A 12,918-nucleotide genomic window follows, 5' to 3' on the forward strand; every position below is an offset into this window, starting at 1 on the left:
CCACCAGATGGCCGATATCGTCGACAGCGACGAACGTATGAATGGATTTGTTGGCGTCGACTCCGAACACGATCAACGGGCAACTCCGATCCAAGTTGACGGGCTATAGGGCGTCGGATCGGTGCGTTCGCGGGCAGGCCTCAATGGGGCATCAGCGGCAGGTTTCTATAAAGCCACGCGAACGACCCTCGGGGCCGGGACTACCCGCGTGCCAGTCAGCGGCAGTGAACTCGTCGTTGACGATCGTCGGTGCGCCATCTTTGGCAGTGTGCGCCCATGAGCACGACGAGCTTTTTCGCGCGGTGCACGAGATCCATAGCGCGCCGCCCATCCCTTTGACCATGTGACCGGGAATCATCCAGTTGGCGGTGTCGCCGGCAGCAGCCACCGGCATGCGCCGAGGGCCGCGACATCGATTCGTCCACATCTGATCATCTCGAAGCTTGCCGCAGAGTCGAAGAAGGAGGCACCTGGCCGAACGGTGACGGTTTCTTGCCCACATTGATCAGGTCGGGGTCTTTGTCGCCCTCGTATGGCTACGGCCTATACCGAGGCTGCCATTCTCCGGGGGGGCGACTGCAGGGGGAGGGGCAGATGCTGCTCACGGAGGCCGCTGGCTGCAGCACCAGATCCGTACCGGCTGGCATGTAGTTGGGGATCAGGGTAGGAAGCCCAATTTCAAGACTGACGTATTCGCCGTCACACAGTTTCTCGGCGGCGCGCCACGAGGAATGAGCCCTCGGCCGTCGAGCAGGACAGCGGTCACGGGCATGTCGGCGAGGGCGCGGAGCCAGTCTGCGATGTACACGCAGAGGGTTTCTCCGAGGTCGGCGTCGATAGGTTTGCTGCTGCCGCTGAACTGTGTGTTTCGGCAGGCCAGCTCAGCGGCGATGGAATCTGGAGCACGAAAGGCGTCTTCCAGGTCTGGAACACTACGGCGGCGAGGTCGACGACTTTCTTCGTTGAAACGACATCGGCCAGCGAGGTCGTGAGGAGGCGTACCCGGTGCGCGAGCGCGCGGACATCGACGACGTCAGAGTTTCGTTCTGTTCGATCAAAACATTTGTCGGACATGCCCTCGCTAGGTCGCGGACTCTTACAGGGGGTTGTCATATGTGACGGAGTCCACTAGCTTGAAATAACGAGGTTTTATAACAAAGTTCCGCCGCCTTCACGCCTATTCCTTTCCGGGTGCAGTTTTCTCGTGGACGAAGTGAGTAAGGAGACAACATAGTCATGTCGGATCTGCATCGCGCGGGGTCCCGCATCCAGACCGAGGCAGTCGGCGGCGGGGTGATGGTTGCACGTTTCACTGGCGATAGTCTCGGCCTGTTCGGCCGTGCGGATGCTTCGGAATTCTTCGACCTCGTCGATCGAGCAGACCGCGATCCCGACGTTCGCGCGGTGGTGTTCTCAGGGTCGCATCCGGACCGATTCATCAGCCATGCCGACCTGCAATGGCTACAGGAAGACGGCTCGGTCATTCCCCCGGTGGGGCGCGGGGTCACCAGCATGGTGGCGAGGGTCGCCCACCTGTTCGGGCGGACCAAATTCACCCGATGGCTGGCAAGTCAGACGCCGATGACCGGCGCGGTTCAGCTCGACCTCATGCATGAAACATTGCTCCGAATGAGCACCAGTTCCACAATCTTCGTTGCGGCCCTCAACGGGTCGGCAATGGGTCTGGGCGCCGAGATCTCCTGGGCCTGCGACCTACGATTGATGCCTGAAGGCGACTATTTCATCGGTCATCCCGAGGTTCTGCTCGGGTTTGCGCCCGGCGCCGGCGGCACTCAGCGCCTGCCTCGGCTTATCGGATCACACCGTGCGCTGGTAGCAATCCTCGAAGGAAGGCCCTTCCCCGCCGAGGAAGCACTGGCAATCGGGGCGATCGATGAGATCGTTCCCGCCGATCGGCTTATTTCACGGGCCGTCGAACGTGCCGCCCATCTTGCGGCGCGGCCGACTGAGGCGATTGCCGCCGCCAAACGCGCGGTCAATGTGGGTGGATCGTTGTCGATGGCCGAGGGACTGCATCTCGAACGGACCGAATTCCTGGCTTCGCTGCCGCAGCGGCAGGCACAGGAGATCATGCTGCACTACCTGCGCGACACCGCAGTAACCGGCGAGTTGCCGCTGTACCAGCCCGGCGGGTACGGCGCGGCCCTCCGGCACGGAAACGCCGCGTTCGACACCACAAACAAGAAGTGAAGAAATGACACGAGAAGCAACAAGTAATTTCAGCCGCCGTACTGTGGACTTCAAGTCCGGCGACTCTTGGTGCTCGGCCTGGTTGTATGTGCCGGCCACTGCTTCCAAAGCGCCTGTGCCCGTAGTCGTCATGGGGCACGGTTTGGGCGCCACGCGGGAGATGGGGCTCGCGCCTTTCGCGGAGCGATTCGCCGCAGCAGGCCTTGCCGTGCTGGTATTCACTTACCGCAATCTGGGCGACAGCGGTGGCACGCCTCGTCAGGTGCTGTCGATGACCAAGCAGTTGGCCGACTGGGACGCCGCGCTCGAGTACGTGGCTGGGCTTCCGGAAGTCGACCGACACCGGGTCGCGGTGTGGGGAAGCTCCCTCGGTGGAGGACATGCGATTTCCGTCGCCGCACGGCATCCAGAACTTAGTGCCGCGGTCGCTCAATGCCCATTCACCGATGGTCTGGCTTCCGCGGGCGGGCTGGGGCTGCGCGAGACGCTGGCGTTGCTCGGTTACGTAGCTCGCGATTTCCTGGCAGCGGCGCGGGGGAAGGAGTCGGTCACCGTGCCTGTTGCGGCGCAACCGGGCGAACTGGCGCTGATGAACGCACCAGATGCACTGCCAGGGATGCTCGCACTGCTGCCTGCCGGCTACCAGTGGGTCAACCGCGCCGCCGCCCGCAGCGTGACGAGCCTGATCCGGTATCGGCCCGGCCGATCGGCCAAACACATCGCCGCGCCGATCCTGATTTGCATCAGCGCAACCGATTCGGTGGCCCCACCCGCACAGACCGAACGCTACGCGCGGCAGGCGCCACACGGCGATGTTCGGCTTTATGACGCCGGGCATTTCGACTTCTACCTCGGGGCGGCGTTCGAGCAACTGGTCGCCGACCAAACCGAGTTCTTGGTCAGCCACCTGAAACCCACGCGCGGTTCAGGGAAGGCGCGATAGCCGATGTCGAATGTGGCGCTGCAAATGCTGTTGTGGATCCTCGGGCATTGCATCGCGCAGGGATCCCGGTTCATGCCATCGGTGAGGTCGCAGATCACCCGCACGTTGACATTCGAATTGTCCGCCGGAGACCGGGTTGCCCGGCATTGGGTCTTCGACGGTCAGCTAAGGCGCGCCGCAACGTATTCCGGGCATGCTGCCGCTCCGGATTGCGCGTTACATATCCGCTCGAGTTGGCAGGCGCTGACGACGCTCAGCTCACCGCGAACGGTCGACAAAATCGTTCGCGGCCTCCACGACGGCACAGTCGAGCTTCAGGGCAGCGCCTTCGTGCTGCTGTGGTTCTACGGCTTGACCCGAAAGTTCGTCAAGATCGGCCGCGCGAGCGGACCCCACCGCCGCATACCCGATCCGTATATCGACCACGATGACGCCGCCTGCGGTGCCGAGACGATCGTCATCGAACCCGCCGTCGTGCGCCTGGATCCTGCGTGGACGGCAGCCTGGAAAGCCCGTACCACGCTATCGATGGTCCGCGCCGCGACCGACGAACCCATGCTGGAGCCCTGATATGACAACAAATACAGCCACGACACGCACTTTCGATCCGTATAGGACGACGACGACGGCAGCCGGGCTCAACGACCGATCCTTGGGCTGGCTCAGATTTATGTGGGACAAGGCCACAACCGACGATGATTGGTCCGATCAGGGCGAGCCGCATCCGTGGTGGGACCGATACAGTGAGCCGCCGATGTGTGCCTTCCCGCGTTTCGACCTCGCTGAAATGGGTTATGTGCTGCCCATGATGCTGGAAGCGACTCCGGCTTGGCGGGAGGGCTACACCCGCATTCTCGACGAGCTGGCCCGGCGCTATGTCACATTCTGGGGCGGCATCGACTGGAATACCCTGATCGGTCCCGACCCGAACGTCGATAGATATCCTCCTGAATGGCTGATGGTTGCCCCCGAGCACCTTCGTGGGCGGTATTCCCTTCCAGGTTGGACCGGAAACGGTATCGAGCCGTGGGGTCTGCAGCCGGACCCGGTCGGCAGCGACGGTAACCTGTTTTACCGGGGCTGGCTGAACCTCCTGTTGGGCATGCGCCATTACGTGTCGGGACAGCCGACACACACCACGCCGTTCGAGGTTTCCGGATACCAGAACCGCAGGTTTGAATGGACGCATCAGCGGATGGCGCAGTTCATCTCTGATCAGCTGGCGGCGCGACCGCAGGGCGCACATTGTGAAAACACTAAGATCTGGCCCTTCTGTATGAGTGCCTCCGGTCTGGGTCTCAAGATCTACGACTCGCTCCTGCACACGTCGCTCAACGAGCCGTTTATAGATTGGATCGCGTTCGCCAAGAAGCACTACATGGGACTCGACCGGCAAGGCCGCATCGATTGGGTCGCGTTCTATTACGATCCCATCGAGAACGCGACAATGACGTTCCCCGGACCGGTGAACGGTTACAGTGCGCTCTGCCTCCTGCACTACATCTACCCGCAGGACCCCCAACTCGGCATCGACCTATATGAGTCCGCGATGCGACAGCTGGGCTGGAGTAACCCCAAGGTGCCGGTCGTCCAGTTGGCAGACGACCCGCAGATGCTGTCGATCGCCCTGTGGATGGCCCGCGAACTCGGTGACATCACATCCTGGGAACGTCTCCGGGCCGTATCCGAAAGTCAGTTCGAGCCGAAATATTTCGGCGAGGACGACAGCCGCTTCGCGTTCTGGCTCGGCGAGGGCGGACAATGGCCGCGCGGCCAGATCAATGCGACGATGCTGATGATCGAATGCGCAGAACCCGGCGCCTGGTCCCGGGTTTTCAACTCCACGAACACCGCCATATTTGACGAGCCGACAGTGCGCGACGTCGATTACCCGCTGATTGGTATACGACGCACACACAACGACACGAAACACCGGGTGCTGGAGATCGACACGTTCGCTGCCACCCCGTCGCGCCGCGGAACACCGACCTCGTTGACGGTCGACAACTTGCCGCATGACACGACGATCTTGCTGGAGATCGATAACCAGGCCTCGGACTCCTGGCGTCGATCAGCAACCGGTGCAGTGGCGATCGACCTTGACATCGATTCCCACAGAATCCGTCTGACTTACCCATAACGCCGCTTCCTCACAGACGACACGAAAGGCATTCCATGAGCACCTACGCCGAATCGGCACGCCGACTGTCCGAACTCCTCGGCCTCACCGAGGCGCCTGTCGCGGTGAGCTTCGATGAATCCACAGCTGGGAACCTCACCGAGCGGGTCCCAGCACAACCTGCCGGATGCTGTTTCTGGGCACCGGCGGAGCAGCAACGCCTCGACACCGTCGCGGCCGATCACGCACACTGCAGCGTGGGCAGCTACACACATGGACTGATCCCGCTCGAACAGGCCGCCGCGGGCGCGGACACCGCGGCTCTCGTCGGCAGCGGCTGGGTTGGCGAGGCCGATCTGATGGCCGCCGCCACCCTGCCCTTCCGGCCCTCCACGATTAGCTACCAACCCCTGGCGGGAGCGGGGAAGGCGGACGTGATCCTGGCCAAGCTGTCGCCGACCGCATTGATGACTCTGCTCGGCGCCGTCCCCGATCTCACCCTAGCCCGGAAGCCGCAATGCGTGATCGTCCCCCTCGCCCACGCCGGGCAGGTCGCCGTGAGCCCAGGGTGCGCGGTCAGCCGAACCCGGACCAGCCTCCCGCAAGATGAGCTGACGTGTGCGATTCCGTCCCGTGAACTCGAATCAGTCCTCGAACGCCTGGAAGCCTCCACCGCCGCGGATCGCACCGTCAGCGAATTCGCGGCGGCGGATATGGCCCAGAACTTCAGCACAGTCTGATCGCACTCCTGTCAGCAAATCTCGGATACCGGAAGGTTCGACGATGGTGGATTCCGCTTTTGAAATCTTCTCGCCCGCACCCAAATCGGCGCATCGCCGGACTATTGGTCGGTCCCCTCACCGCTGGTTTCACACCGGCGAACCCGGCCGGGCAGATGACAACGGCAACTACTTCATCGTCGACGCACTGCTGAAGGCCCCACCGGGAAAATCCTCAAGTTCAGAAAGGAAGCTAGATATGCCGCTGTATCAATGCATGGTTCCAGCCGGATCGCTCGACACCGACCACCGTGCCAGGCTGGCCGAAGCAATTACAACCGTGCACACCGAGGTCACCGGCGCTCCTCGCGGATTCGTCAACGTGGTGTTCACCGAGTACGAGCCGTCCTTGTTCTTCACTGCCGGTAGGCCAAACACCGTGTCGGTGATCAGTGGAAACATCCGGTCCGGCCGGGACCGGCGGTCGCGAGCCGAACTACTGACCCGGCTGTCCGAAGCGTGGACCACGATCACGGGTCAAGACGCCCGGAGCCTGCTGCTCGGACTCGACGAAATGGATCCCACATCCATTATGGAAGCCGGGCTGATCATGCCCCCTCCCGGTGAAAGAAGCGGACTGGCTCGAGCGCCACAAGCAGGAACTCGGAGACTTGCTGTCGAGCAAATAACTGCCCCACGAACCTTGATATCGAGTTGTAAGACCGGGAGAAACGTGATTAACAGTAGTGTGTTCGTCGTCGCCATAACCGGTTTCGAATAGCCCGCCAGACCTGACCTTCAGGGACCATCTCGCCATAGCAGAGAAATTCGGCACCGATGCGGCTCGCCGGCCGCAGCCATGCGCTTCGATCAGGTGGAGGAAGCGCGCTTGGCGGCCACGTCCTGGGCGAATCCAGCTTCGGACAAAAAGCATGCGATGTAGCGGCATGTCAGGGCAAGGTTGGCCTCGCACGGAATGGGTGCCGCGAACGCCGCGGCACGAGCCACCATGAACCTTCGCCGCCCGGCACTCGCCGCGATCCGACTAACGAATGAGAACATATGACGAAGACCCAACAGGCGCGGCTCGCGAGGCGGCCTTCCGGACTGCCCGACGCGGACACTTGGAGCGTCGCGACCGAGGAACTTCGCGCCCTCTCGGCCGACGAGTTTCTGGCAAAGGTCGACCTCGTATCGATAGATCCGGCGATGCGTGGCTGGCTCGATGATGTCCGATCATACCTACCTCCGGTCGGGTATCGATGAGGTCATGTGATCGCTGGCTATTGCCACCGTCGTTGACTCGACCCATCCTGGTTTCTCGGTGGGGGACATAGTCAGCGGTTCCTTCGGGTGACCGAATACGCGATCAGCGACGGCAGCGGCGTCCACAAAGTCAACGTCGGCATAGCACCGGCCGCGATGTGGCTGGGCGCCCTCGGGATGCCCGGCATGACAGCGTTTCGGACTGCTCGAAGTCGGTAAACTGCAGGCCGGTGAGACCGTGGTGATCTCGGGCAGCCGCCGGAGCGGTCGGCGGTGTCGCCGGTCAGATCGCAAAAGCGTTGGGGGCAAAGGTCATCAGAATTGCGGGCGGTCCGGAGAAATGCCGCATGCTGACCGAAGAACTCGGCTTCGGCGCTGCGATCAACTATCGCGGCGAGGATGTGTTGGGGCGGCTTCGCGATCTGGCGCCGCAAAGGGATCGATGTGTACTTCGACAATGTCGGCGGCGTTTCCTGGATGCCGCGCTGGGCAACCTGCGGCGGGGCGCCAGGGTTGTCATCGGCGGTGCGATTGCGTCGTACAACGCAACGGAGCTGCCACCCGGCCCCACGTGCTACATGTCTTTGCGGATCTTCCGCGCGTCCATGTCGGGGTTGGTCGTATTCGACTATTTCAACTGCTATGGCGAGGCCGTCGCGAGGATCGCGGAATGGTTGACCGATGGCACGATCAAGTCACGAGAGCATGTAGTCGAAGGCGGTGTCGCGCGGTTCGGCGAAACGCTTAACATGCTGTTCACGGGTGCGAACACCGGCAAGCTCGTGTTGGCGATCTGAGCCTACTCGGACCGACGTAGATCGACCTTACGCGCCACTGATCAATTTCCGTCTTCGGTTTGGCGATCCTGCCGCCAATAAGTTTCTGGGCCGACGTTGTCGCGCTGAATGCCAGTCGCTTGTCGAGGCAAGAAAACCCCTAGCGTTGTGTCAACGCAGGCCCCGCGGAACGTTTCTGCTGCAACTGCTCGCGCCGTTGGGGGCGGATGCCGCACCGTCCCAGCCGCCGGCGGATTACTGGGCCGCCCGGCGGCGCCTGTGGCGATGACCATTGCGGCGTAGGGGACTTGGCGATCCCCGATATGAACATGGCGCCGATCGGTGTCGAGTTGCGTGGCCGGCGACCGAGGACGAGACCCACTCCGAGGCACTGCTTCAGAAATTCATGTGACCGGAACTCGGTCGACGACCGTGGTCGTGGGCGTCCGATGGGAAGGCCTTCGAGAGAGGGGCCGGTCGGTAAAGGAGGTGGTCTTCGGGGATCCGATCAGGGTGATGGGTCCGTCGAAACCGGTCTTGCGGGCGGTCGCCAAGCCTCGGAGACAACGCGGGAGGCGCCGACGGCCTCGAGGGGGCGGGTGCTCATCGCACGTCTACCTGCTGGTGCGGAGGCCGACGTCGGGCAGTTTGCCACGGCTCTCTCGACGTCCTGTGGTCTGCCTCGGAGATCTCGTCCTCGAGCGCTTCACGATGCCTTCCTCGACCACCTCGAGATGCTGGGCGCAATGGAGTCGCATTAGCCCAGCCCGGTGCAGTTCGTATTGTCGGCAATCACGTTCTTAGGAATCAACTGTCGGAAGCGCACGCGTGACGGGGTGTTTCCCGGCCCGGGGTCTTGGACCTCAGCCTTGTGCTACAGGGCCAGTGTTTTGCCACGGCTACGGGTGCTCTGCGCCTTGGGCATCGAAAGTGGGTATCCCTCATAGTTCGCCGCGGTTGGCCGGCGGCAAATTTGGGAACGCCGGAGCGTCGATCCCCAGGCTTCCGGTGCTTGCCAGTGGTCGAACTCGCAAGAAACACCCGACCTTGTGCGTGTTCGTCTCGAGGGCATGTTTGAGCGCCTTGGCGTGTCCGCCAGGTGAGTAGGCGTAGTCCTGGGCCAGGGCGAGTGTCTTCCACAGGCTGATCGAGGTGTGTTCGAACGGCAGTTTCGACGACACGTCGACACTGCCGCGGTGCCCGGGGTGGTGGGCGGCGCGACTGGCAGCGTGCATGTTGTTGTGAATGAAGTTCGTCAGCTCGCGAGGTCGCACGATTCCGTGCACGATCGCTACCATCGGTTCGTCGTCGGCGAGCGGTTCCGTTCCGAAATCCACCGGCCTCCATCCATGCCAGTCGTCGTTGTCGCTGTTGAACTTCACGCGGACAACCTCGCCGTCCAGACTGAAGCGGTCATTGCCTTCGGCTGCCACGCGTAGCGGTCCGCGGAAGGCTGCATGCGCTGCCTCGGCGGAGTCCCAGGCAGCAACGAGAGCGACGCCCCCGGGAAGGATTCGTGGCGCGAGTGAACGAGTAGCGTTGTTTGCGTAGTTCACCGTTGCTGCGCGTAGCCCTTCGAGCCCGCCATTCAGCGCACCCTTCACGGTGCGGCTCCAGCGTATGCGTCCGCGTGGTGGACGCTCGTATATGTCTATCGTCAGAAAGTCGGCAGTTTCCATTGTGTGCTCCTCAGTTTGTTGCCGTCGTTCTCAGCGTTGATCCGTGCCGCCAGGATGTCGTCGTCTAACGGTGCGGCATGTCAGTCGACCCACTGGTGCTGCCACCAACACGGCTCGGCGACCAGTCCGTCCGATGCGCGACCACATGTCGACAACTCCACTGCCGGTGAGGCATTCGCGGTCGAAGAAATGCTCTGTTCGCAGAGTTGCTCTCCGGTTGGATCCGGGCGCGATCTATGACTTAACCTCTCGTGGTGCTGATTCCGGCTGTGGTCGGACTGCGTCGTAGAGGTGTCCGCAAGCGTGGATAAGGATCGGGATCAGTGCGGGTGAGAGCATGAAGACGACCAGCGGGATATACCAAAGTAGGAACTCTGTCATTGTTGTACCTCTCTGTCTCTCGCAATCGTTGTGGAGGTATGCAGTTGACGGCGCGATTCGGCTTCTGGTAGGTCAGTGTTGATTGGTACGGTCGGTCGCTGCGAGGACGCTCCCGACCACGCGATCGTTGTGTCGGGTGAGCATGTCAAGCCCGCCCTCTCAGCGACCGCCTTCGAGCTTCCGAGCGGTGGCCGCGAACAGCTTCGGAAGGCCCGAGCCTTTCACCAACACGCGGGCTCACCGGCGAGGCGCGCTTCCGCCGAGTTGAGCGTGCCCATGGTCAACGCGATAGAGATCTCAGACTCTGATTCCGATTCCCCGGACGCAACTGGCAGCCCAGACTTGCACACGCGCATAGTGGAGACCTCACGAGCGTGTACGAAGCACCCGAGGTTTAGGCGTGACAGCAGATTCGGCGACACCGCGCCCGTCATACACCGAGCGACCGTGTCGGGTCGGGGCCGTTCCGGGGCGAATTCTTCTGGAGCCAGACCGAGCCCCAGAGATCCAAGCCGATGACGGGGCAGCGGCAGTCCCTCGCCGAACTTCGTCAACGCGTAGGTACCGCTGGACGTCTTCTCTACGACGCCGACGCCCTGAAGCCGACGGAACCGGACCGTCAGTCGGTTCGGTCCCGCGGCCGGCAGCCTCGCGCCGAGGTCGGTGAAACGCTCGGTCCGAGGAGAAACGATCGAACGATCAGCAGGGTCCGTCGCTCGCCCAGCACATCCAGGGCGCTCGCGAGCGGACCCTCTTGTCCGCAAAGACGACCATTCGCCACAGGGCTGACTGTAGGGACGGTCAGGAGTCGACTCTCGACCACCGTGGCTGTGGAGCCGACGCCATGAGATCTCGCGGCGGACGATGCGCTTCCATGATGCGGCCGAGACACGGTCAAGCACCATAGTCCGCAGGGCCGGATGCATCCGCCGAGTTGCCCAAAAGCGCCGCGAACTCGAACGTTCCGAGATCGCCGCCGGCGGGTCCCATTGCTTGCAGGCCCATAGAAAGCCCGGACCCCCAGACCAGTGGGTATCGGCGTGCCCAGCCGTCGGTGACCACCAAAGGGGGGCGATGCCTCCCGCCCAGCCGGGCGACACTCAGGCGCAAATGCGCCGAACGTTTTCGAGGACGACGTGCATCCGGTGCTCGGCGTCACTGGCCCAGTCGTCGTCGCGTCTGGCTCGGCAGGGGCGAGAGGAGCTGTGCGATGAAGTAGCCGCGTGCTGCACCTATACGCCGTCGAATCCCGCTGTCCCGCAGACCGCCGCGGCGGTCGCGAAGCGCTCGATGATGTTCTCGATGTCATCGCGTGTCTACTCACGCGGGTTCAGTGGAATACGTTGGTCCCGGCGCTGCAGAGTCCGTATGGGCGGCCCGCAGTGTGTTCTTGTCGATCTTGCCGACCGCGTTCTTGGCGATGGCTTCGACGACGACGATCGACGTCGGCCGCTTGTAGCGGCTGAGTTTCTGCGTGCACAGCGCGTGCAGCGCAGCCGGATCGACGGTCGATTCGGGTGCTGGTTGCACGTAGGCGACGACGACCTCGCCCCAAATGTGGTCGGGTACGCCGATCACGGCGGCCTCGAGCACGGACGGGTCGCCGGCGAGAACGTCCTCGATTTCCTTGGGGTAGATGTTCTCGCCGCCGCGGATGATCATGTCTTTCGATCGCCCGACCAGTGTCAGATAGCCTTCCGCATCGAGGTGGCCGATATCGCCGGTGTGCAGCCATCCGTCGACGAGGACCCGGGCGGTGTCGTCCGGGCGGCCGAGGTAGCCGCGCATAACATTGGGGCCGCGCACGACGACCTCTCCGTCCACACCCACACCCATGTCGGTGCCGTTCGGGTCGACGATGCGAATTTCTTGACCTGGGAAGGCAATCCCGACCGTTCCGGCGCGCCGGGGCCCCGCAACAGGGTTGAGGGTCGACGCGCAGGTTCCTTCGGACAGCCCGTAGCCCTCGAGGAGGGGAAATCCGTACCGGTCCTCGAATCTGGTCAGTAACTCCGCTGAGGCGGGTGCGGCGCCGCAGATGCCGAAACGCAGTGAGGACGTGTCGGGCCGGACGTCGTCGGGGAGGGCCGCCAGGATGCTGTAGATCGTCGGCACCGCGCTGAAGAAGGTCGGGCGTTCTGATTCGACGAGATCGAAGAAGGTCCGGGGATCGAATCGGCCGGCGATGACGACGCTGGCACCGACGAGCAGCGGGGTGAGGACACTGACGACGATGCCGTTGACGTGGAACAGCGGCAGGATCAGCAGGCATCGGTCTGCCTCGCCCAGCTGCAGTGCCTGCGCGCCCATCTCGGCCATGGCGTCGATATTGGTGTGGTCGAGCATCACCCCCTTCGGCACTCCGGTGGTGCCGCTGGTGTAGATCAGGAGGGCGGGGGCCGACGTATCTGCGGGAGGTGCGGGGTCCGCCGCCACGGGCGCGTCGTACAGATCAGCGACGCGCAGAGTGACGACATCACCCGCCGGAGTCGGGGCGTCCTCGACGACGAGCAAGCGTGCGCCGGAGTCGCCGAGCTGCCGAGCCACCTCGACGTCGGTCAGGGCCGGGTTGATCGGGGTGACGGTGGCGCCGAGTCGCCAGGTCGCGAACAGCAGCACCACGAACTCTGTACGGTTGGTCAGCTTCACGGCAACGACGTCTCCCTGCCCGATTTTCAGCTGATGGAGGTGGCGGGTGGCCGCGCGTACTCGGTCGAGCAACTGCGCATTGGTGAGTGCGCTCCTGGCGTCGGAGACCGCGGGTCCGTGCGGGTCGAGATCGGCGCGGCGGTCGGGCAGCGATGCGAACGTCATGGTTGTCGTG

10 protein-coding genes and 1 pseudogene are annotated in these 12,918 nt (G+C 63.1%); 8 read left to right on the top strand and 3 right to left on the bottom strand.

The features are described 5' to 3' along the window. Window positions 1-198: 198 nt before the first annotated feature. Window positions 199-707 (bottom strand): annotated as a pseudogene (locus GFS60_RS39310) (CoA-transferase); the annotation flags it as partial. Window positions 708-1,236: 529 nt separating this feature from the next. Between GFS60_RS39310 and GFS60_RS29245 the strand changes: the two are divergent. The 8 genes from GFS60_RS29245 to GFS60_RS39320 all read left to right on the top strand — a co-directional run bounded on the left by GFS60_RS29245 (window position 1,237) and on the right by GFS60_RS39320 (window position 8,055). Continuing rightward, window positions 1,237-2,211, top strand: a complete 975-nt coding sequence (locus tag GFS60_RS29245; protein WP_159926555.1) for an enoyl-CoA hydratase/isomerase family protein — start codon at window positions 1,237-1,239, stop codon at window positions 2,209-2,211. A 4-nt stretch (window positions 2,212-2,215) separates the two neighbouring features. After that, window positions 2,216-3,154 (top strand): alpha/beta hydrolase, encoded by a 939-nt coding sequence (locus tag GFS60_RS29250; RefSeq protein ID WP_159926557.1) that lies wholly within the window; start codon window positions 2,216-2,218, stop codon window positions 3,152-3,154. 3 nt (window positions 3,155-3,157) lie between these two features. Next, complete coding sequence (locus GFS60_RS29255; protein WP_159926559.1) at window positions 3,158-3,724, top strand: hypothetical protein; 567 nt, start codon at window positions 3,158-3,160, stop codon at window positions 3,722-3,724. Window position 3,725: 1 nt separating this feature from the next. Then, window positions 3,726-5,294 carry a linalool dehydratase/isomerase domain-containing protein gene (locus tag GFS60_RS29260; protein ID WP_159926561.1) on the top strand — a complete coding sequence of 523 codons (1,569 nt, stop codon included), beginning with the start codon at window positions 3,726-3,728 and terminating at the stop codon, window positions 5,292-5,294. 35 nt (window positions 5,295-5,329) lie between these two features. Beyond that, window positions 5,330-6,013, top strand: coding sequence for a DUF169 domain-containing protein (locus GFS60_RS29265; RefSeq protein WP_159926563.1), 684 nt, complete (start codon window positions 5,330-5,332; stop codon window positions 6,011-6,013). A gap of 43 nt (window positions 6,014-6,056) precedes the next feature. Continuing rightward, the gene (locus GFS60_RS29270; RefSeq protein WP_159926565.1) at window positions 6,057-6,773 is read left to right on the top strand and encodes a tautomerase family protein; all 717 of its coding nucleotides are present in this window, start codon (window positions 6,057-6,059) and stop codon (window positions 6,771-6,773) included. Window positions 6,774-7,054: 281 nt separating this feature from the next. Beyond that, window positions 7,055-7,258 (top strand): hypothetical protein, encoded by a 204-nt coding sequence (locus GFS60_RS39315; protein ID WP_236603316.1) that lies wholly within the window; start codon window positions 7,055-7,057, stop codon window positions 7,256-7,258. 299 nt (window positions 7,259-7,557) lie between these two features. Continuing rightward, the gene (locus tag GFS60_RS39320) at window positions 7,558-8,055 is read left to right on the top strand and encodes a zinc-binding dehydrogenase (protein ID WP_236603317.1); all 498 of its coding nucleotides are present in this window, start codon (window positions 7,558-7,560) and stop codon (window positions 8,053-8,055) included. 920 nt (window positions 8,056-8,975) lie between these two features. Here the strand turns inward: GFS60_RS39320 and GFS60_RS29280 are convergent. Both GFS60_RS29280 and GFS60_RS29285 read right to left on the bottom strand, forming a co-directional pair. Further along, on the bottom strand, window positions 8,976-9,713 hold the full coding sequence (locus GFS60_RS29280; RefSeq protein WP_159926567.1) for a hypothetical protein: 738 nt from the start codon (window positions 9,711-9,713) through the stop codon (window positions 8,976-8,978). Window positions 9,714-11,414: 1,701 nt separating this feature from the next. Beyond that, entirely contained in the window at window positions 11,415-12,908 is a 1,494-nt protein-coding gene (locus GFS60_RS29285; RefSeq protein ID WP_159926569.1) for a class I adenylate-forming enzyme family protein, read from the bottom strand. Window positions 12,909-12,918: the final 10 nt, after the last annotated feature.

Source organism: Rhodococcus sp. WAY2, from assembly GCF_009859915.1.
Lineage (GTDB): Bacteria > Actinomycetota > Actinomycetes > Mycobacteriales > Mycobacteriaceae > Rhodococcus_F > Rhodococcus_F oxybenzonivorans.